Raw genomic sequence first — 21909 nt, 5'->3', positions numbered from 1 at the left:
ATATCCAGAGACATTCCACAGCACTTTCATCTGTCATTTTTATTACGGTTCTCTTTCATTTTCCACCTGGCCATTGACCCTCAAAAGGGAAGGTCTTAAAATATATCTATGAAAAAACTGAATGAAACAGAGGGTGCGAAGATGGAAAAAGCGTTGGCAGAGAAACAAGGGGGGTATCTCATTGGTGACGTTGCCCAGATGGTGGGCATGAGCAGGGATGCCCTGCGTTTTTATGAGAAAAAGGGAATTATCCGTGCGGATAAAAAGGAAAATGGATACAGATATTATTCAGAGGATGATATCTACAGATTGATGTACATACTTTATCACAGAAAGATGAATACCAGCCTGGAGGAGATAGGGGGCCTTATGAGCGGGCAGAACTCCACATCCGCCATGAGACAGCATGTCCGTCAGCGCATGGCCGAGGAGGAGGAGGCTCTCAGGCGGCACAGCCAGGCAATTATGAGGCTTAAGCTGGTGGAAAAGGATATAAACCGTATAGAGGAATGCATAGGAAGGTATTCCATCAGGAATTTCCCCAGAGCATATGTGATGGCCAACTGTTCCGGCCTGCAGGAGGGACTGAGAAGGTGGTTCAAGCTGTCCTCCACCATTCCGGGGCTGGATATGGCTTATTTTTATAATGTCCTCACTTACACGGGACAGGACCTGGAGGAAAAGGGAACCCAGCTCCTGCTCTATGAGGGACTGGAGAAGGGGCTGGGTGAAGAGTTTGACCGGAGTCTGTATACCATGACGGATGAGGTGGAATGTATTTATACCATCATTGAGTCAGAGTATACCCTTCCGGATTTTGATATGATTCACAGGATGGTCCAGTGGGCACATAAGTATGGACTGGAGCCCGCGGAACGCGTATATGCCAATGATATGACGTCCTTTTTTGCAAAGGACAGGACTACGTACTGTCTGGAAATTTATATGCCCTTTAAGAGGATTGCTTCACCGGTATAACAGGGCAGGGCTTTCCGGCCCATCCCTATCCGTTGTCAGCCAGTGTCTCTTTATCGCTGTCCTCATCCTCCTTTTGAACACCGAAGTTCTGTATGAAGTCAATCAGGAAGGATGATACGGTTACTGTTATAAGTGAATATACGATACGTCCTGCCGGTATATAGGACAGGGACAGCACTAGCACGGACACGTCCGTCAGCAGGTATGCCCTGGATATACGGCAGCCCGTGACCTTGGATATAACCAGGGCCAGGGCATCGTCCCCGGCGCAGGAAGCTCCCTGGCGGACCACCAGGCCGCAGCCCGTACCGATAAAGCATCCGCCTGCCAGGGCAGCCAGGAGAGGATAGCCGGCCAGGCTTGGAAGCACCGGCGGAAACAGTTCCCAGAGCCGGAAAAATCCGGCCATACATATAGTTGCAAAGATGGAAGTCTTGAGAAATTCCTTGCCCAGGAAACGGAACCCAAGGGCATAGCTTAAGGCATCCAGTACAGGTGACAGTATGGAAGATGACATGCCCAGCCAGAAATTGAAAAGCAGAATCAATCCCAGGATACCTCCCTCCGTTATATCCGCCTGCTGGTGGATATTGTAGATACCAAAGGTGGTAATGGCTGTACCGAGAATAATGGATAACACAGTCCTTGGAGGAAAGGTTACGGATAATTCCTGTACAGTGCGGCAGGCCAGCTTCTTCAGCTGCTTCATAATAAAACGTCCTTTCTGTATATGGTTGTAAAACGAAATGGGTTATAAAACCGGTTAGGGGCGGTCCGGGAATCCGATGGATTCCGGGCCGCCCTGTTACGTTGCAGTACCAGTATACCTTATGTACCCCGGGGGCTGTCAAGAGGGGACTTTATCCAAACACCCCCTAGTCCAGCTTTTCCGTACCGGAATCCACGATTCTGCCCTTGCTGTCTGTCTTGTAGTATACATCGTCGGAATCCTTTACGTTCTTCTTGTTCTTGACCAGTTTACCGGATGTGCTGATGAGGTAAGTTTCATCCTTATAGGTCACGGGCTGGTATTTGGTGCCCTCCTCGGCCTCCAGCCTTCTGCCCTTTACATAGATGGAGTCATTGTCAATGCCGTCTGTTCCGGCTCCCTTTCTGCTGCCGGATTTCTCAAAGCTGTAATAATACGTATCGCCGTCGATTTCCATGGTCATGGTGCCGGTCTTCATGGCGCCTTCCTTAGGGGAATCACTAAAGTAGTATACGAATACGCCCTCTTCATCCTCGTCCGGAATCTCATCCGCGTCCTCAATTTCCTCCGCAGACTTAATGGTCTTTCCGTTCTCCTCAAATTCAATGCGGTAAAGGCCCCGAAGCATTTTGCCGTTTACATCAAAACCATAATACTGTCCGTTGATTTTTTTGATTTGGGCTGTTACAAGGTCACCGTTTGATTCTGCATAGAACCAGTGGGCTTCTCCGTCATCGTGGGCCTCCGGGTCCACGTCCTCGCTGGGAACTGTTTTGAACCAGCCGGTGGACATCCAGCACTCCTCCTCTGTGTTATAGTATTTGTTCACCGTAGAGGAAGATGCGGTACCGGGATTGTTATACCACTCAAAGTGGGCTGCGCCGTTTTCATCAAAGCGGTATTTGCGGCCGTTGATTTTTTTGGAATCAGTGTCCGCTGTTTTTTTGCCGTTGGTGGAGAAATAGAACCAGTAGCCGTCGCCGTCCCTGTCATCATCCTCGTCATTGACAGCCGTGATGTATTTCCATCCGGTGGCCATGCGTCCGTCCCCGTTATCGCTGCAATAGTACATGCCGCTTTTCCAGGCGTCATCATCGGTAAGCATTTCCCCGCTCTCGTCAATCCATCCGTAAAGCATGTGCCCTTCGTCGTCAAAGGTAAACTTGGCCTGTCCGGTGGAGGTGGGAAGGGTGACGAACTTTACATTGTCACTGCTGCCGGATTTTTTAACGGCCTTGCCGTTGGATTGGAAATAGTACCACCACTCATCCGGCTCATCAGAGCCCGCGTCCTCATTTTCAATGGAGCGCCACTGGTTGGTGACCATTGCCCCGGCTGAGTTGACATAAAAGTAATTGTCATCATCCTCAATCAGCCGGCTCTTTGCCATGATTCCGTCGGAATCCAGATAAAACCAGTTGTTGCCGGATTTCTTAAATACATCGGCAGCCTTGCTCCCGTCGTTGTTATAATAGACCCATTCGCCATTTTCCTCGGCCCATCCGGTAGCTGCAAATGATACCAGCGCACTGCCCAGGGTCAGGGCCATGGCTGCACATGGAATCAGGAACCATTTTGTCTGTCTCTTCATAATCATGTCTCCTTTCAGTCTGTCAATCAGTCCATTCATTTTCATATTTTTTATCTCAATATTCTTTCGGGGATGCGGCTGCCGTTTCGCCGGTGTACTGGCCGGCGCCGCACGTTGTCATCACTGACATGGTGAGAATATACTATGGAGCTGCTCCAGGGTCAATAGAAGTTATGTAAACGTAATGAACTGTAAATTTTACGCAAGCCAGTGTAATAATTCTTACAGAGAAGGGGCAATTATGAATATTTGGGAAGGATTGGGCAGAAAAGCCGGCGGGATTGGATTTTCAGACAAGGGTCAGAATGGGTATATTCTACAGGGCCGGGAATAAAATGGAATAAGAATGCCATGAAACAGGCGGGAAAACATGCTGAATTATCTATGGGCGGGAATGACATTGACAGGAATACTTTGGGGGGCGCTTCACGGCCAGATGACGGCTGTGACCGACGGGGCAATCCAGGCATCAAAAGAGGCGGTGACGCTCTGCATCACCATGCTGGGTGTCATGACCCTGTGGACCGGGGTACTGGAAATAGGGCACCGTTCCGGGCTGGTGGACCAGCTGGCAAAAAGAATGGGACCTGTACTCACCTTTCTCTTTCCAAGGCTGGACCCGGACGGCGAGGCCAGGAAACAGATAAGCGTCAACATGATTGCAAATATACTTGGCCTTGGATGGGCTGCGACACCAGCCGGTCTAAAGGCAATGGAGGAACTGAAAAAGGTGGAGGAGGGACGCAGGCAGTCAGGTGCGGCTGAGGGCGGTGCAGCGGGAAAGGGCGGTGCAGCTGGAAAGGGCAGTGCAGCCAGGCAGGAGGGAACTGCCAGCAATGAGATGTGTACGTTTCTCATTATCAATATATCCTCATTGCAGCTCATACCCATGAATATGATTGCATACCGGAGCCAGTACGGGAGCGTGAATCCCACTGCCATTGTGGGTCCTGCCCTGGCGGCCACCTTTATCAGCACTGTGGTTGCGGTGATATTCTGCAGGGTCATGGACCGGTAGAGATACATCATAATGGAGCATACCGAGTATTGAAGTATGCTTAAAGAACCGTTATACTAAAGTGTATATTGAATACATCAGATAAAGGGAGGCGGCTTTATGTTCCGGATTGGCGGGTTTTCAAAGCTTACCAGGGTGTCGGTAAGGATGCTGCGTTACTATGATGAGGCGGGACTTTTAAAGCCTGCTGCTATTGATAGGTTTACAGGATACCGGATGTATACCACGGACCAGATACCGGCCCTGCAGAAAATATGCCTGCTCAGGGACATGGATTTTAATGTGACGGAAATCAGGGAAGTGCTGGAATGCTGGGAGAGCGGGGATGTGATAGGGTATCTGGAGGATAAAAAGAGGCAGCTTTCAGATACAATCCGGCTGGAACAGCAGCGCATCCGCAAGATAGAGACTGCCATGAGGGATTTTATGGAGAACACCATTGAGACACATTATAACGTGACCATGAAGTCTGTTCCCAGCCATCTGATTTTATCCCTGAGGGAAACCGTGGCAGACCATTTCTGCGAAGGGAATCTGTGGGAACGGCTTTATGCATTTGTGGAGGAGGAACAGGCAGAGCTGGCCCCTGGCGTTAACAACCTGGCTATTTATCACAATGAGGAACAGGCGGGAGACGGGGTGGACATTGAGGTGGGAGTCATGGCGGAAAAAAGGGGACAGGATAAGGGTGGATTCTGCTACAGGGAAACTGAACCGGTGGAGGAGATGGCCTGTATTATGGTTTACGGCCCGTATAAGAATATTGGGACATCCTATCACGCCTTTGCCTGCTGGCTGGAGGAGCATGGCCAGTATGAGATGGCCGGCCCAAGCCGCCAGATTTGCCATATAGGTGCCTACAATGAATCCGATTCCCGGAATTTTCTTACGGAAGTACAGACGCCGGTGCAAAGAGTATTGACTCTGACACCGTGTGAGGGTTTAGACTGAAGCCATCAAATAAAGGAGGTTTCAGCATGAATCAATTTACAGTAAAGCAGATTGGCACCATGGAAATGGATGGGGAGGGCATGTTTATAAAAGTACTTCCGGAATTCATCCCGGCTCTTAAGAACCTGGAGGGCTTTAGCCATACAGACATCCTCTGGTGGTTTGACGGCTGCGACGATGAGGAGAGCCGGAGTATACTGGAGGTGGAACACCCCTATAAGCATTCACCGGATATAATGGGCACATTTGCGACCCGCTCTCCCCAGAGGCCCAATCCCATTGCCCTGACCGTTGCACAGATTCTCTGCCTGGACCATGACGCCGGCATTGTCCGCATTGCGTATGCAGATGCCCGGCAGGGAAGTCCTGTACTGGATTTAAAGCCATATACCCCCAGCCTGGACCGGGTGGAACATCCCGGGGTGCCGGATTGGTGCAGCCACTGGCCCCAGTGCCTGGAGGAGTCAGGGGAGTTTGACTGGGAAAATGAATTTGATTTTTAAGTTGAAAGGAAAGATTAAGAAAACCTCAACAAGATGACAATTCCTTTGTGCTAAAATAAAGAAGATATATGGGTTAATATGGAATCATGGATTCATATGAAATCTGAGAGTATGAGGTGGATGAGATGAGGATATTGGGAACGCCGGAACGCAGCAGCAGGAGCAGAATCAGTAAGGGGAAATTAGGAAAAACAGGAAAACGTATGGCGGCAGGCACGGCGGCAGCCATCATAGGGGCCATGTCCCTGTACGCTCCGGCAGCAGCCTATGGAGCACAGCCCTGGACACTGGAGAACGGGCAGTATACAGATGCATCAGGGGCGCCCATTGCAGGGGCGCTGGCAAAGGGAATCACCGTGACCAAGTACCAGAACCGGGCCAATGAGAACGGCATAGACTGGTCCAGGGCAGCGGCGGACGGCGTGTCATTTGCCATGATACGGGTGGGGTATTACAAGGATAAAGACCCCTATTTTGACAGGAACGTTACAGAGGCGTTTGCCAACGGCATTCAGACCGGAGTATTTTTCTATACCCAGGCCCTGGACGTGGAGACTGCCATTGACGAGGCCAATTTCGTGCTGAAGGTAATTAAGGATTTTCCCATATCCTATCCCATTGCCTATGATGTGGAATCCCAGCATCTTCTTGATAACGGGCTCACCAGGCAGCAGATTACGGACAATGTAAATGCATTCTGCAGGACTATATCCGATGCGGGATATCATCCCGTGGTATACGGAAACAATGAATGGCTGACCAGGAACATGGATACCAGCCAGATTCCCTACGATATATGGTATGCCAGGTACGGGACTGTCAACAGTTATCCCAACCGGACCATATGGCAGTGTACCGATACAGGTACAGTGGACGGCATCAACGGCAATGTAACCATCGAGCTGGCATTTACGGATTACAGCGCTCTGATTCCTGCCGATAGTTGGAAGCATGTGGACGGCAGATGGTATTATATGAAGGGATATGTGAAGCAGACAGGTTGGGTGCAGGTGGATGGAGCCTGGTATTATCTTGACCCCAATGGAGCCATGATTCATGATACAACCATGGATATTGACGGGGTGTCCTATACCTTTGATTCAAACGGCGTTATGGCGGAGCCCATAAGCTGAAAAGCTTCAGTCCAGGCCGGTTTATAATTCCTGGTGGAAGTAACACAACATAAAATACTTGACAAATAGCAGCTTCGGTCATATAATCCTAGAAAACCTACTGATTAACTATGAATAAAAAAGAAAGGCCCTGCACGCCTGTGTGGGAACGGTGGAAGCTATGTCTAAGATTTACAAGGGAGCCATTGAACTTGTAGGCAGCACCCCATTGGTGGAGGTGACCAACATCGAGAAGAAGGAGCAGCTGAAGGCGCGTCTTCTTGTGAAGCTGGAATACTTTAATCCGGCCGGGAGCGTTAAGGACAGAGTCGGAAAGGCCATGATTGAAGATGCGGAACGCACCGGCAGACTGAAGCCAGGCTCCGTCATCATTGAGCCCACATCAGGCAACACAGGCATCGGTCTGGCCGCGGTATCGGCGGTCAAGGGCTACAGGATGATACTGACCATGCCGGATACCATGAGCGTGGAGCGCCGCAATATACTGAAGGCATATGGAGCTGAAATCGTCCTTACGCCTGGTGAGAAGGGAATGAGCGGGGCCATTGAAAAAGCGGAGGAGCTGGCAAGGGAGATACCGGACAGCTTCATACCAGGGCAGTTTGACAACCCGGTGAACCCCAAAGCCCATATGGAGAGCACGGGGCCGGAAATCTGGGAGGATACGGACGGGCAGGTAGATATATTCGTGGCATCCGTGGGAACAGGAGGCACTCTTACGGGCACCGGTACATATTTGAAGGAAAAGAATCCTGGTATTAAGGTCATAGCCGTGGAGCCGTCCACATCACCGGTTCTTTCAGGAGGAAGTGCCGGCCCCCATAAGATTCAGGGAATTGGGGCAGGATTTATTCCCAAGGTGCTGGACACCCATATATATGATGAAATCATAACCGTGGACAATGAGGCTCCCTTTGCCGCAGCAAAGATGCTGGCCCGGACAGAGGGTCTACTGACAGGAATTTCATCGGGAGCTGCCCTGTATGCTGCCATAGAAGTGGCAAAGCGGCCGGAAAATGAAGGAAAGACCATAGTTGTGCTGCTGCCTGACAGCGGGGACAGGTATTATTCCACGGCGTTGTTTGTGGAGTAGGAGTTGAAGGAGTCTCAACGGGGTCAGCCTGTCTTCTGCCAGTATCTGGTATAAAACAAAGTTGACGGAATGTAAAAAGGATGTTACCATGAGGGAGAAAATGATGAATCGTTACATTCACTGCAGGGAGGAACCAAATGGTAACAATAAAGGATGTTGCACGAGTAGCCCAAGTCTCCATCGGAACGGTTTCTAATGTGCTTAATGGAAAGGAAAGTGTTCGTCCGCAAAATAGAGAGAAGGTATATAAGGCAGTTGACCAGTTAGGATTCCAGTATAATATGACTGCCAGCGCACTCCGGACTAAGACAACAAAAAATATAGGGCTGATTATACCTACAATTGTCAATCCCTTTTATCCTGAGCTGGCAAGGGGCGTGGAGGACGAAGCAAGAAAAGCAGGATTTACCGTATTTCTTTGCAACAGTGACCGCGACGAGGAAAAGGAAAGGAATTATATCGGTGCTCTTCTGAGTAAAGGAGTAGATGGAATCATACTGCTAAAACCCAAATCCGGCCAGGAGGACTTGCGCAGGCTGAACAGCCATATTGCCCTTGTTGTAGAAGATTGGGATTACCGCTGTGACCAGGAACTCATGACGGTCAGTACAGACGGATATATGGCGGTGGTCCAAGCCATGAACTTACTTTTTCAATACAAACATAGAAATATTGCTTTTATTAGCGGGCTTATGGAATCGCCTTCCGGGTTTGGCAAAATGAAGGCATATGAAAAAAGTCTGGAATCCCGAAACATATCTTATCGTTCTGAGTATGTAGCTTATGGGGATTACAGCTGGAAGAGCGGATACGCAATTGCTAAAGAGTTTGTCAGGCTGGATACGGTTCCGACCGCTATATTGGCGGCCAACGATATGATGGCCATAGGGGCAATGAAGGCAGTTCAGTCCATGGGATACAGAGTCCCTGCTGACATATCCGTTATGGGGATTGATGATATTGAAATGGGTAAATTATGCACCCCATCCCTGACCACGGTCCTTCAACCTAAATATGAGGTTGGCGTTACTGCATTCAGGCTTCTTGGCCGGATTCTGGCCGGGGAAACTATTCCGGAAGACAAACGTCACATTATGTTAGAAACCCGGGTCGTGGAGCGGGAAAGTGTGGCATACGCAGATGAACGCTGAACCATATAAACAGAATAATTTTTAAAATGAAGAGGGGGTATGCCCGGAACCGGTATTAAGGTTCTGGGCATACCCTCTATCTGGTTGTTCAGCTATTCAGTTGTTCAAACGGTATTGATGCGCGGCATGCAGGTCGGACAAATATATACTGGCAAGTCCGATTCCGTTGCCTATAAGCAGGGAAAGAATCAATGCTGTGGACGGTCCGTCAGCAGCAAATGTACAGAAGCATCCGATAAAGGTACCTGAGGTAAAGGACAGCCGGGGATGAATGCTCTGTATGCACATGATAAAGGTAAAGATAGTCATGAGCAGGTACGGATTCACATTTTGGTCAGTCAGCCACAGGGACAAGGACGCCCAGAAAATACCGCTTAAATTAGACCAGATACCTTTCTGTGCATCCTGTCCGCAGCCGCAGCAGGCAAAATATGTAGTACAGCCAGCTGCGCCTGCCCAAGTGACAAGCCCTGTGGTTTCAGCAAACCATGCCCATATTCCAAATAGTAGGGATAGTGAATGAACGCCGGACCAAGGTCATTACAGCTGCTTTACCTGCTCCATGAATTGCTTCACGGTTGGTCCGTCAACAGGATCGTTCATATCTCCGCTAGGTTTTGTTCCGTATCCAAACACACAGCCGTCCGCAACTTTCAGATAGTCAGTGGTATTGACTGTCATTCCGCTGCCCAGGAATATTGGCGTGTCAGGAACTGCGTTGCGGACTGCCTGGATTTTTTCCATTGGAGCGGGCTGGGAAGAGTCTGCGCCATCTACAATCAAAGCGTCTGCCATGCCGCGTCCAATCATTTCCTTTGCTACGGTATCCAGGCTTCTTGGAGTCATGGGTGCTCCATGTTTGCAGTAAATATCAGCGAAAATCATAACATTTTCAGCATCAATACTTTTACGGTATCTTGCTAAAAGATGAGCCTTTCCTACGATTGGGCCCTGGTCAGTTACAGTGGCATCTGTAAGGACATTTAACCGGATATACTGGCAGTCGGCAGCAGCGGCAACAGCCATGGCTGCTTTCCATGAATTTCTCAGGATATTGATGCCCAGCGGCATATCATAACGCTTGCGGATTTCCAGTGCAACCCTGGTCATTGCCGCAACTGTTTCCGGCTCTGTCGTTTCCGGGTAATAGGGATAGTCTCCCAGATTCTCAATAATCATGGATGTGACCCCATTGCCGGACAAAGTTTCTGCATCCCGCAGTGCATGGGCAATCACATCATCCATATTACCGCTGTAACAAGGAGAGCCTGGGAGCGGAGGAAGATGAATCATTCCTAATACCGGATGTTCTGTACCAAATACGTTTACTAAATCGCTGCGTTTCATGTGTTGACCTCCATATTATATAGTTTTGTGATATCTGATATCTGGTATATCAGATGGTGTAATATTAAACTATCACGATAAAATGGATTTGTCAATAGGTTTTATTATTTTTTTAATTATTGAATTTTTTTTGCACAGTCAGCAACGAACAGAGCTACCCGGCGGATATGGGAAACCATCAGCTTCTCGCTTAACGAGGAATTGTGAGAAGAAATTGCTTCAAGTATAGCCTTATGCTCCTGGTGGGCGGGGATTGGCTCTTCAATATATTTCATATGGGCTGCTTTGCGGAAACTATAATCAATGGTGCGCAGGGTTTCTATCTGATGGACAAGATAGTTATTATTACATGTCTGGCGGATGACTGAGTGAAAAGAAATATTGTACTGCTGAATCTCTTCCAGTGACTTCTCATCTTTAAGGGATAGCAGCGGATATACCATATCCAATATCCTGCCCATTTCAGCTAAATGGCTGTCAGTGGCATTTTTAGCAGCATAATATGCGGCCACGCCTTCCAATGAACTTCTCATAAAAGCAATTTCCAGCATATTATCAATCGATATCTCGGATACGAATGAGCCGCGGCGCGGGCGCGTATAGATAAGGCCCTCAGCCTGCAGGGAACGAAATGCTTCCTTTACAGGGGTGGTGCTGACATTAAGCATCTGGCCAATGGTACGTTCACTGATTTGCTCTCCTGCTTTTAAATCGCCCCTTAAAATCATACCTCTGACAATATCCGCAACCTGCTCGCGCAACGGTTTTGACTCAATAATTTGTTCTTTGATTTCTGACATAACAGCTGCTGTTCCTTTCCGTGTAAAGCATATTCTTTCGTCATTCTAACATATAAAAGCATTTAATACTAGAGCGTGTCTTAAAATGTATATGGTCAAGGGGGTGAAATAAAGGATGTACGCCGGGAGAAAAATGAACCGTTTCATTTATTTGCATTAAAAAACGATAAAAGTTGTGCATATTAGTAAAAAAAATCTTCACAAACCTATGCACATCGACATATTGCACAAATATTATTGACATATGCAGTGCACACTGATATAATTTGACCATAAAATGAAACGTTTTATTTTGGAAATATAAATTACAGTATGCGGGGGTAAAGGAAGATGGCAACAATAAAAGATGTTGCAAGGGTTGCAGGAGTCTCCCTGGGAACCGTATCCAATGTTTTGAATGGCAAGAATAATGTAAGGCCGGGCAACAAACGCAAGGTCTATGATGCAATGAAGGAAGTAGGTTTTCATTACAATATGACCGCCAGTGCCCTTAGGACCAAGACAACTAAGAATATTGGCTTGATTATCCCCAGCATAACCAATCCATATTATCCGGAATTGGCAAGGGGTGTTGAAGATGCAGCAAGACGGGAAGGACTGACCGTATTTCTATGTAACGATGACAGGGATACGGAAAAGGAAAGGGCATATATAAAAGCATTGCTTTCCAAAGGCGTTGATGGGATTATCTTATTAAAGCCGCGTCTGGAGTACGGCGAACTGCTTGATGTGAAGGAGAGGACATCGCTGGTATTAGGTGATGCCAGTATTGACATCAGAAATGAGTTTCATGTTGTAAATGCAGATGATGTGCAAGGTGTCATCTGTGCAATGAATTTTCTGGGACAGAACGGGCACAAGCAGATTGCCATGATTACAGGCATGATGGAATCCTATTCCAGCCAGTGCAGGCTGGATGCATATAAACGTTACCTGGAATCACGGAAGCTTCGCTACAGGCCTGAATATGTTGTTAGCGGAAATTACAGCTGGATAAGCGGATGCCGGTTGGCGAAACAGCTGATGAGCCTGCCTGACCCTCCCACTGCAATTTTTGCAGCCAATGATATGATGGCAATCGGTGCAATGAAGGGAGTGCAGACCATGGGGTATCGCATTCCCCAGGATGTTTCAATTATTGGATATGATGATATTGAAATGAGCAACCTGTCAAATCCGGCCTTAACCACAGTCCATCAACCGAAATATAATATGGGGACAGAATGTTTGAAAATGCTGCATGCATGCATAAACGGAAGTGAAGGCATGGATACAACGAAACGGATTACATTAGAAAATCATCTTATTATCAGGGAAAGTGTTGGAATGGTAAGATGATTATCTTTTAGGTACAAAATGAAACGATTCACCCCCGCCCGGTGTGTGCGGATGCTGCTATAGGGAAGGGGAAGAAAAAATTTTATATGTTGAAAGGTGGTATTTATAATGCTGCAGAAACCGGTTTATATTGGAAATGACCATGGCGGATATAAATTAAAACAATCAATCATGGAGCATCTGAAAAAAAGGGAGATTGCGTATGTAGATATAGGAAGCGGCACTGAAGAAATAGTAAGGTATCCGTACTATGCAGCAAAAATTGCCGGCGCAGTGTCAAGGGGGGAAACGGACAGAGGAATACTTATATGTTCGACCGGAATCGGTATGAGTATATTAGCCAACCGGTTTAAAGGGGTTAGGGCATCGTTGTGCACCGATACCTATATGGCGAAGATGACAAGAGCCCATAATGATTCAAATGTTTTGTGCCTTGGGGGGAAGGTGATAGGTGAGCTGGAAGCATTGGATATTCTGGATGCATGGCTGGATACTGAGTACGAGGCCGGCCGGCATTCTATTTCCCTGGAACTGATTGGGGAAGCTGAGGAACATCTGTGTCAGCCAATCATTCCATTACAGGAAGATATATTCCATGATTTAAACAGATAGGAGGCTGGTATGAAAATAGCGGTTACAGTGGCGGGAAGTGAGGCAAAGGAAAGCGCATTTGTTGTATGGAGGGGGTTTGAGGAATCCATAAGAAAAGCTTCTGAATGTGGCTATGACGGCGTGGAACTGGCACTTAAGGATGCATCTGAGATTAACGGGGACAAATTAAGGCGATGGCTGGAAATGTATGGGATGGAGATAAGCTGCATTTCTACAGGACAGGTATTTGCAGAGAGAGGAATGTATTTCACTCACCCCAATCCCGGGGTACGCAGAGAGACAATAGGGGTATTTGCTGATTTGATTAAGCTGGCTTCTGAATTTGGGGGAAAGGTAAATATCGGACGTGCCAGGGGGTTCATTTCAAAAGACACATCACGGCAGATGACAGAAAAACGGTTCATAGAGACAATGCGGGAGATATGCGACATTGCAGGGCAGTATAATGTGGAAATGATTTTGGAACCGGTTAACAGATATGAGATAAACTTTATTAACAGTGTTGATGAAGGTGCGGCTATCCTGGAACAGGTAGGCAAAAAAAATTGCGGATTACAGCCGGATGTGTTCCATATGAACATTGAGGATGATGATATCGGAAAAAGCCTTATGAGGAACAGCAAATGGATTCGTTATGTTCATCTTGCAGATTCCAACCGGTATGCGCCGGGAATGGGACACATAAATTTTGAAGGAGTTTTTGACGCTCTGAAGATGGCAGATTATGATGGGTGGGTATCGGTGGAGATACTTCCGGGAGAAAATCCCGATAAGATGGCCCAGGCATCCGTACAATATTTGAAACCATTTATCGAAGAGTACAATAAAAGATAAAAGCTGAGAACTATATAAGGAGAAGGAAAAATGAAGAGGATGAAAAGAGCAGTCAGTATCATTATGTCGGTAGTGTTAGGTTCATCGTTAATGGCCGGATGCGGGGGAAGTTCCAATAGCACGTCTGCCGGAAAAGAACAGACCACAAATCAGGAGCAGCAATCAGAAGCAGGAAGTCAGGCTTCGGAGGACCTCCCTGAAATCACATGGAAAATATCCCATACCCAGTCGCCGGATAATTTTATGAATATTGCCGCTGAAAATATGGCCAAAGAGGTGGCTGACAAGACCAATGGAAAGTTTAAAATTGAAATCTATCATTCAGGTACACTTGGCTCTGAACAGGAAGTAATTGAAGGAATGCAGATGGGAACCATTGCCGGAAACCTTGCCGCTGTTACCCTTCTAGCTAACTTTGTGCCGTCTTTTGAAGTGATTAACCTGCCGGGGATATTTGCCAGTGACGAAGCTCTGAAAGAGGCTATGAACGATGATGAAATCATGGAGCCGCTTAAGAAGCAGGCATTAGATAACAATATTATAGCAGTTGGCTATTACCAGGATTATTTCCGCATGCTGTTCACCAAGGAACCAATCAGGACCGTAGCAGATTTTCAGGGTCAGAAAATCCGCGTCATGGGTTCTCCGGTTCTGGTTGATACCTTCCAGGCATTGGGATGTAACTCCACCACAACCGCCTGGTCTGAGTTGTACAGCGGTCTGCAGCTGGGAGTAGTGGACGGGTTGGACCATGTTCCCACAAGTGTGCGTACCATGAATTTTTATGACCACGTAAAATATATGGCCGAACCCAAGATTTTCGCCTCTCCTATGTATTTAGTGATTTCAAAGCCTTTGTATGAGAAATTACCGGATGAGTATAAGGCTGTTTTGGATGAATGCATGGCAGATTGTCTGACAGAGTTAAATACAGTGGCAAATCAGATTAATAAAGATGATATTGAATATTTAAAGACACAGGGCGTGGAAATGATTGATATTGATGTAGATGCCATTCATCAAACCATTGCCCCTGTGCGGGAAAAGTATTTAAGTCAGATGGAGCCATGGGTACAGGATATTGCAAAAAAGATAATGGAATTAAAGTAGCACCTGGGCAAGAGCCGGATGCACTGCATCCGGCTGGCGGATAGGAGGAACAAATGAAGGAACAGAAGGGCATTATAAAAAGCTTAAACCAGATAGCAGCGGTATTTGAAAAAATCCTGAATATATTTATAGGAATATTTGTGGGAATATTGGGACTGTCCGTTTTTATAGGTGTACTGGGACGTAATATTAATATACCGGTGGTATGGCTGGACGAGGTCAGTACGTATTGCTGTATATGGGCTACATTTTTTGGGTTTGCTGTGGCCAGCAGACATGGAATGCTGTCCAACGTAGATGCGTTCATCCACGGTTTTTCTGAAAAGGTTAAAGGCTGTATGAGTATTTTCTGGATTATTTTCGGCTGTCTTTTTATGGGAGTTGTATTGTGGTCAGGAAAAGACTATATTGCCTATGCGTATAATGCGGGTACTTTATCAGCCCAACTGCGGATTCCGCTGTTTTATGTTTACTTAGGACCTATGATAGGATATGCATTCGCAATTTATTTTGGTATTGTCAATATAGTCAATAAGATTAGCGAATTAAAGGCGGCAGAAAGGAAATAGCTTATGGGAATCGTATTTATAATATTTGCAGTTTTAATGATAGTGGGAATTCCTATTTACTATGTTTTAGGAGGAACCTGTCTGTTTTATTTTGCTACCCATGACCTTCCTGCCTGGACCATTCTGCAGCGCCAATTTTCAGGAATGAATACATTTGTACAGGTGGCAATCCCTCTGTTCATACTTGCAGGAAATATTATGGATAAGGGGGGAAGCCTGGGTAGAATTATCCACTTTGCAAAGGTGTGTGTGGGAAGATTCAAAGGAGGTATGGCACATATAAATATTGTAGCCTCCATGATGTTTGCCGGGGTAACAGGCTCTGCTGTTGCAGATGTGGCTGCATTAGGGCCAATGGAAATAGAGATGATGACGGAACAGGGATATGACAAGGAGTATGCCACTGCCCTGACCTGTGCATCTGCTTCCATAGGTCCCATTATTCCTCCGAGCCTGCCTCTGATTATGTACGGGGTGGTATCTGGCACAAGCGTAGGAGCGCTGCTTATGGCAGGACTGGTTCCGGGTATACTTATGGGAATTGTACTTATGCTACAGGTATGCTGGTATGCTAAAAAATATAATTTCCCCACCAGCGAGGCCTATTCCATCAAGGAAATTATAAAAGCCCTCCCGGAAGGGTTCGGAGCCCTGTCGATTCCCATTGTAGTATTAGGCGGGATTTATACCGGATATTTCACTCCCACAGAAGCAGCAGGCGTGGCCTGTGTCGTCTCATTTTTGTTAGGAATGTTTGTCTATAAGGAACTGAAGTGGAAGGATATGCCGGCTATTCTTGTAAATACCGGAAAAACATTGGGAAGTTGTTCTGCAATTTTTGCAATGGCATCCTGCTTTTCATATATGATTACGTTTGAAAATGTACCCAAAATGATTTCCGAGATATTAATTGGCCTTACGGACAACAAATATCTGCTTCTGTTGCTGGTTAATATTGCGCTGTTGATAATCGGTTGTTTTATGGAAGGTATTTCATCAATTTTAATTACTGCCCCCATGATACTTCCAACACTTACGGCGGTAGGAGTGGACCCGGTCCATCTGGGTGTCATTATGGCGCTTAACACGACACTGGGACTTCTGACCCCGCCTTTAGGCTTATCATTGTTCATGGCAAATACAGTGACGAAGATTCCTGTTATGCGGATTGCCAGGAAAGCCATGCCGATGTTTGCACTGTTGGTGCTAACGCTGTTCCTTATAACATATTGTCCTGCAATCGTAACATTTTTACCGGAATTAATGTTGGGGAGTTAACTGCCATTGATTTACCGGATTATTAAAACTAAGGAGAGATGTATGGAAAATACAGATAAAATACCGGTTATTATTGATACGGACCCGGGAGATGATGATGCGGCCTCCATTTTATGGGTCCTTGCAAGCGGAAAGTTTGATGTTAAGGCGATTACTGTTACCAACGGCAATGTGGGAGTAGACTGGTGCGCAATCAATGCACTGCGCACACTTGAAGTATGCGGACGGCAGGATATTCCTGTGTATAAAGGAGCATACCGCCCCTTGGTGCGCCCTTCCATTGAAGCATCCTGGATGCATGGTAAAGATGGGTTTGGAGATTTGGGGTTCCCCATGCCCTGTACAAAGGTGGGAAAGGGATATGCTCCGGTTGAATTAGTACGCATTGCAAAGGAAGCAGTTGAGCCAATTACAATTCTTGTTTTAGGCCCCATGACCAATATCGCGTTAGCTGTTTTACTGGACCCTGACTTTGAAAATCATGTGAAAGAAGTGATTTTTATGGGGGGAACCTTTAAGGTATCCGGCAATCAGGCTCCTAGGGCCAGCTATAATGTTATGGTGGACCCGGAGGCGGCTAAGGTGGTGTACAACTCTAAAATACCCGTGGTGCAGTTGGGCCTGGATGTATGTGATATGGTCACCCAGAGGGTGGAGGATTTGGAGACTATTTCCAAAGCCGGAACCGGAGTAACGGATTTTCTTACCAGGCTGCTGAGTTTCCGTATCAATAAGGCGGCAAAACCTATTTATGATAAAAATGGAAATAAAGTGGGAGAAATAAAGGCAGAAAATCAGGCCAATAGAAAAAAGGGAGAGATTGGCCTTAATGATTTAACCACAACAGGTTATTTAATTAATCCGCAGTGGTTCCGTACCATGCACACTACAATTGACATTGAAACCCAGGGACTTTGCGATGGAGAGACCATTATTGATTATATGGGATTATGGGGACGTGAGCCCAACAATTTCTTTGCATATGATGTAGATGGGGAGGCTCTTGTAGCGCAATGGGTTAAAGATATGACAGCTGCTTTTACGGATTAAATCCATTGGTGAGGATTATTGATAGAGGAGATAGCATATGACGGAAGAAAGAAAGTTGGAATTAGATAATAAATGTCTTCAACTGCGCGGCGGCCTCATTGACCTGCTGCACAGCATTCAGACAGGCCATCCCGGTGGTTCTCTGTCCTGCACGGAGATTCTGGCCGCTCTGTACTATGAAATCATGAACACGGATTCCGGGAATCCAAATATGGAGGGCAGGGACCGGCTCATACTAAGTAAAGGGCATGCGGCACCTATGCTATATCTGATTCTGGCAGATATGGGGTATTTTCCGAGAGAGGACCTGAGGACCCTGCGTCAGCTGGGTTCCCATCTCCAGGGCCACCCCTGCGTACATAAGACACCGGGGATTGAACTATCCACAGGCCCGTTGGGCCTGGGCCTGGGTGCCGGTATCGGCATGGCGCTGGGGGAACGGCTGAAAGGAAGCAGCGCATATATATATGTGGTTATGGGTGATGGTGAGACACAGGAGGGAGCTGTGTGGGAGGCGGCCATGGCTGGCTCGAAATTTAAGACTGCCAACTGCATAGCTATTTTGGATTATAATGGTGTGCAGCTGGACGGTACACTGGAAGAAATCATGCCCATGGGAGACATAGCCGCCAAATGGAATGCATTTGGATGGAATGTAATCAGCTGCAGCGGCCACGATGTGGCGGCCATTACAGATGCGGTATCAGAGGCAAAGTCAGTAAAGGACAGGCCTTCAATCATTATCTGCCGTACTGTAAAAGGAAAGGCAGTCTCCTTCATGGAAGGAAAGAATATCTGGCATGGAAAGCCCATCAATGATGAGGAATACAGGCAGGCAAAACTGGAGTTAGGAGGCAGGGCACATGAGTGATAAGATAGCTATCCGGGATGCCTATGGACAGGCATTAAAAGCACTGGGCGGGCTAAACCGGAAGGTGGTTGCGCTGGAAGCAGATGTGGGGGGGTCCACAAAGTCCGTCCTCTTTGGAAAAGAGTATCCGGACCGTTATTTCAATGTGGGTATCAGCGAGCTCAACATGGTTAATATGGCGGCAGGGCTGTCGCTGGAGGGATTCATTCCCTATGTTAATACATTTGCTGTTTTTATGACATCCAGGGCATTAGACCCTATCCAGTCCCTGATTGCCTATGACGGCCTGAATGTGCGTCTGTGCGGAACATACTGCGGACTGTCGGATTCCTATGACGGGGCAAGCCATCAGGCCATTACGGATTTAGCCGCCATGAGGTCCATTCCAGGTATGACAGTTATATCCGTATCAGATGCAGTGGAAACAAAAAAGGCAGTCATGGCACTGGCAGACTACAAGGGGCCGGCATATCTTCGTCTGTCCAGGGCTCCTCACCCGGTGGTATATGAGGATAATATGGAATTTGAGATTGGAAAGGGAATCGTTCACAGGAAAGGGTGCGACGTTACTATTATCTCTACCGGAACCGTGCTTCACCGTGTACTGGAGGCCGCGGACCTTTTGGAACAGCAGGGAATCTGCGCCACAGTTGTTGACATGCATACGGTTGAGCCCATTGATGCAGAGCTTATAGAAGAATGTGCCGGAAAGACAGGGGCCATACTAACCGTGGAAGAACATTCAATCCGGGGAGGTTTGGGAAGTGCGGTAGCAGAGGCGGTATCTGCGTCCTGCCCTGTACCCGTGTCAATCCTGGGAGCCGAGACATTTGCAGAGTCCGGTGACCTTGACCAGCTAATGGAAAAATATGGGTATGGAGCCCGGAATATAGCTGCAAGAGCCAGGGAGGTAATCCGGCAGAAGCAAGTGATAAAACAGAACGGGTATTTTAATAGATAAGTTGAAGGAGAAGCTCATGAAAGATTCAATTCAGAAATATTTTCAGGTGGGAACCATTCAGTGGATGAGCCATCCGCCGGTATCCTATGACCTGTTGGATTCCATAAAGACAATTGCAGCAGATGAATATTTCTCGGCAGTTGAGATCACCAGCATTCCAGATGAAGAGACCAGGAAAAAGGTAAAGCATCTTCTGGAACAATCCCATCTTAAGGTATGTTTTGGCGCACAGCCATGCCTGCTGGGGCCCGGACTTAACCCCAATAATATAGATGAAGATGGAAGAAAACAGGCGGAGCAGGTACTTATAAAGGCCGTGGATGAGGCCGAATATCTGGGGGCTGGCGGGATTGCGTTCCTGGCAGGCAGATGGGAGGAGGCAACCCGGAATCTTGCCTATGAACAGCTCTTAAAAACCACCAGGTCTGTCTGCAGCCATGCAGCAAAAAAGGGAATGATGGTGGAACTGGAGGTATTTGATTTTGACATGGATAAATCAGCCCTTATGGGACCGGCACCCTATGCGGCCAGGTTTGCAGCAGATATGAGGATGTCCCATAATAACTTTGGACTCATGGTGGATTTATCACATTTTCCAACTACTTATGAAACGTCCAGATTTGTGGTGCAGACCCTGCGTCCCTATATTACTCATTTCCATATTGGGAATGCGGTGGTCAGAAAAGGCTGTGAGGCCTACGGCGACCAGCACCCCAGGTTTGGATTTCCCAACAGTGCGAATGATGTGGAACAGTTGAGAGATTTCTTTACTGTCTTAAAGGAGGAAGGTTTCTTCCAGTCTTTGATGCCCTATGTTCTGTCTCTGGAAGTAAAACCATGGGGTAATGAAGACGGGGATATCATTCTGGCGAACACCAAGCGTGTGATTAACCGGGCATGGGCATTGGTGGAGGATTAACGCTGTATTGTACGCTGGGTAAAAGGAAAGGATGAAAATATATATGAAGATTGTAATATTAGATGGATATACAGAGAATCCCGGGGATTTAAGCTGGGAGGGGTTTGAGGCTATGGGGGACTTAACTGTGTATGACCGTACCACGGACCACAGTCAGATTGCTGCCCGCATTGGAGATGCTGAGATTATACTGACCAATAAAACGCCTGTTTCCAGAGAGGTCATTGATGCCTGCCCAAGGCTTAAGTACATTGGTCTTTTGGCCACAGGATACAATGTGGTAGATGTAAAGGCTGCAAAGGAAGCCGGAATCATTGTGACCAATATTCCCACCTACGGAACGGACGCTGTTTCCCAATATGCCATAGCCCTGCTTCTTGAACTGTGCCATCACATAGGCGAGCATTCGGACTGTGTAAAAAGGGGTGATTGGACAAAGAATCAGGACTGGTGTTTTTGGAACCATCCTTTAATTGAACTGGCCGGCAAGACCATGGGTATCATCGGATTTGGACGCATCGGCCAGGGAACGGCCCGCATAGCCCAGGCTTTGGGAATGAAGGTACTGGCATATGATACATATCAGAATCCGCAGCTGGTAAGCGAAACGTGTACATATGCCTCCTTGGATCAGGTGTTTGCTTCATCTGATGTGATAGCCCTTCATTGTCCTCTGTTTCCGGAAACAGAGGGTATTATCAATAAGGATACCATTGGTAAAATGAAGGATGGAGTAATGATTATTAATAATTCCAGAGGGCCGCTCATAGTGGAGTCGGATTTGAGGGATGCGCTGAACAGTGGAAAGGTAGCTGGAGCAGCAGTGGATGTGGTGTCTGCGGAGCCTATTTCTATGGATAATCCTCTTTTGGATGCGGTCAACTGCATTATAACCCCGCATATAGCATGGGCTCCCAAGGAATCCAGGCAGAGACTGATGGATTTGGCGGTGGAAAATCTCCATGCATTTCTCAGCGGAGCACCGCAGAATGTGGTGAATCCTTAGGCAGTAATACTCGATATACAACATTATAACGCCAGGCCGTTGAAAACATGGCCTGGCGTCATTGCGTGGCGCCGCGAATCGTGATAT

Annotated in this window: 23 protein-coding genes; 19 read left to right on the top strand and 4 right to left on the bottom strand. The window is 47.2% G+C overall.

The features are described from left to right. Positions 1-108: 108 nt before the first annotated feature. Positions 109-978, top strand: a complete 870-nt coding sequence (locus FGS84_RS21530; RefSeq protein ID WP_243130031.1) for a MerR family transcriptional regulator — start codon at positions 109-111, stop codon at positions 976-978. 25 nt (positions 979-1003) lie between these two features. Here FGS84_RS21530 and FGS84_RS21525 read toward each other — a convergent pair whose 3' ends face one another. Both FGS84_RS21525 and FGS84_RS31005 read right to left on the bottom strand, forming a co-directional pair. Further along, positions 1004-1687 carry a YitT family protein gene (locus FGS84_RS21525; protein WP_138310377.1) on the bottom strand — a complete coding sequence of 228 codons (684 nt, stop codon included), beginning with the start codon at positions 1685-1687 and terminating at the stop codon, positions 1004-1006. Between the two features lie 166 nt (positions 1688-1853). Beyond that, positions 1854-3278 (bottom strand): cell wall-binding protein, encoded by a 1425-nt coding sequence (locus FGS84_RS31005; protein ID WP_171042689.1) that lies wholly within the window; start codon positions 3276-3278, stop codon positions 1854-1856. Positions 3279-3648: 370 nt separating this feature from the next. On the opposite strand from FGS84_RS31005, the gene FGS84_RS21515 reads away from it, so the two are divergent. The 7 genes from FGS84_RS21515 to FGS84_RS32005 all read left to right on the top strand — a co-directional run bounded on the left by FGS84_RS21515 (position 3649) and on the right by FGS84_RS32005 (position 9650). Next, positions 3649-4296: a nucleoside recognition protein gene (locus tag FGS84_RS21515; protein ID WP_138310376.1), complete on the top strand. Its 648-nt coding sequence runs from the start codon at positions 3649-3651 to the stop codon at positions 4294-4296. Positions 4297-4395: 99 nt separating this feature from the next. Continuing rightward, positions 4396-5247 carry a MerR family transcriptional regulator gene (locus FGS84_RS21510; protein ID WP_138310375.1) on the top strand — a complete coding sequence of 284 codons (852 nt, stop codon included), beginning with the start codon at positions 4396-4398 and terminating at the stop codon, positions 5245-5247. Between the two features lie 26 nt (positions 5248-5273). Next, complete coding sequence (locus FGS84_RS21505) at positions 5274-5750, top strand: SAM-dependent methyltransferase (RefSeq protein ID WP_138310374.1); 477 nt, start codon at positions 5274-5276, stop codon at positions 5748-5750. A 125-nt stretch (positions 5751-5875) separates the two neighbouring features. Then, the gene (locus tag FGS84_RS21500; RefSeq protein WP_330640688.1) at positions 5876-6883 is read left to right on the top strand and encodes a GH25 family lysozyme; all 1008 of its coding nucleotides are present in this window, start codon (positions 5876-5878) and stop codon (positions 6881-6883) included. A 160-nt stretch (positions 6884-7043) separates the two neighbouring features. Further along, a complete protein-coding gene (gene cysK / locus FGS84_RS21495; RefSeq protein WP_138310373.1) occupies positions 7044-7976 on the top strand; it encodes a cysteine synthase A in 933 nt (310 codons plus the stop codon). Between the two features lie 137 nt (positions 7977-8113). Further along, positions 8114-9127 (top strand): LacI family DNA-binding transcriptional regulator, encoded by a 1014-nt coding sequence (locus tag FGS84_RS21490; RefSeq protein ID WP_138310372.1) that lies wholly within the window; start codon positions 8114-8116, stop codon positions 9125-9127. 286 nt (positions 9128-9413) lie between these two features. Next, positions 9414-9650, top strand: a complete 237-nt coding sequence (locus FGS84_RS32005; protein ID WP_347563865.1) for a hypothetical protein — start codon at positions 9414-9416, stop codon at positions 9648-9650. 17 nt (positions 9651-9667) lie between these two features. On the opposite strand, the gene FGS84_RS21480 is transcribed toward FGS84_RS32005, so the two are convergent. Together FGS84_RS21480 and FGS84_RS21475 are read right to left on the bottom strand one after the other, a co-directional pair. Then, positions 9668-10474 (bottom strand): BtpA/SgcQ family protein, encoded by an 807-nt coding sequence (locus tag FGS84_RS21480; RefSeq protein WP_138310371.1) that lies wholly within the window; start codon positions 10472-10474, stop codon positions 9668-9670. Between the two features lie 116 nt (positions 10475-10590). After that, the gene (locus FGS84_RS21475) at positions 10591-11274 is read right to left on the bottom strand and encodes a GntR family transcriptional regulator (RefSeq protein ID WP_138310370.1); all 684 of its coding nucleotides are present in this window, start codon (positions 11272-11274) and stop codon (positions 10591-10593) included. Between the two features lie 330 nt (positions 11275-11604). On the opposite strand from FGS84_RS21475, the gene FGS84_RS21470 reads away from it, so the two are divergent. From FGS84_RS21470 to FGS84_RS21420, 11 genes are all read left to right on the top strand, one after another. Further along, a complete protein-coding gene (locus FGS84_RS21470; RefSeq protein WP_138310369.1) occupies positions 11605-12612 on the top strand; it encodes a LacI family DNA-binding transcriptional regulator in 1008 nt (335 codons plus the stop codon). Between the two features lie 108 nt (positions 12613-12720). Continuing rightward, complete coding sequence (rpiB, locus tag FGS84_RS21465) at positions 12721-13224, top strand: ribose 5-phosphate isomerase B (RefSeq protein ID WP_138310368.1); 504 nt, start codon at positions 12721-12723, stop codon at positions 13222-13224. A 9-nt stretch (positions 13225-13233) separates the two neighbouring features. After that, positions 13234-14058: a sugar phosphate isomerase/epimerase family protein gene (locus FGS84_RS21460; RefSeq protein ID WP_138310367.1), complete on the top strand. Its 825-nt coding sequence runs from the start codon at positions 13234-13236 to the stop codon at positions 14056-14058. Positions 14059-14088: 30 nt separating this feature from the next. After that, positions 14089-15168 (top strand): TRAP transporter substrate-binding protein, encoded by a 1080-nt coding sequence (locus FGS84_RS21455; RefSeq protein WP_138310366.1) that lies wholly within the window; start codon positions 14089-14091, stop codon positions 15166-15168. Between the two features lie 53 nt (positions 15169-15221). After that, entirely contained in the window at positions 15222-15737 is a 516-nt protein-coding gene (locus tag FGS84_RS21450) for a TRAP transporter small permease (protein WP_138310365.1), read from the top strand. A gap of 3 nt (positions 15738-15740) precedes the next feature. Next, positions 15741-17015 carry a TRAP transporter large permease gene (locus FGS84_RS21445; protein WP_138310364.1) on the top strand — a complete coding sequence of 425 codons (1275 nt, stop codon included), beginning with the start codon at positions 15741-15743 and terminating at the stop codon, positions 17013-17015. Positions 17016-17057: 42 nt separating this feature from the next. Continuing rightward, the gene (locus FGS84_RS21440) at positions 17058-18065 is read left to right on the top strand and encodes a nucleoside hydrolase (protein ID WP_138310363.1); all 1008 of its coding nucleotides are present in this window, start codon (positions 17058-17060) and stop codon (positions 18063-18065) included. A gap of 37 nt (positions 18066-18102) precedes the next feature. Beyond that, on the top strand, positions 18103-18936 hold the full coding sequence (locus FGS84_RS21435) for a transketolase (RefSeq protein WP_138310362.1): 834 nt from the start codon (positions 18103-18105) through the stop codon (positions 18934-18936). Continuing rightward, positions 18929-19897 (top strand): transketolase C-terminal domain-containing protein, encoded by a 969-nt coding sequence (locus FGS84_RS21430; protein ID WP_138310361.1) that lies wholly within the window; start codon positions 18929-18931, stop codon positions 19895-19897. Before FGS84_RS21435 ends, FGS84_RS21430 begins: the two co-directional genes overlap by 8 nt. Before the next feature lie 16 nt (positions 19898-19913). After that, complete coding sequence (locus FGS84_RS21425; RefSeq protein ID WP_138310360.1) at positions 19914-20816, top strand: TIM barrel protein; 903 nt, start codon at positions 19914-19916, stop codon at positions 20814-20816. A gap of 43 nt (positions 20817-20859) precedes the next feature. Continuing rightward, positions 20860-21822, top strand: coding sequence for a D-2-hydroxyacid dehydrogenase (locus FGS84_RS21420; RefSeq protein WP_138310359.1), 963 nt, complete (start codon positions 20860-20862; stop codon positions 21820-21822). Positions 21823-21909: the final 87 nt, after the last annotated feature.

This window comes from Clostridium sp. 1001271st1 H5 (genome assembly GCF_005845215.1).
Classification (GTDB): domain Bacteria; phylum Bacillota; class Clostridia; order Lachnospirales; family Lachnospiraceae; genus Enterocloster.
This window is presented reverse-complemented; position numbering and strand designations above follow the sequence as displayed.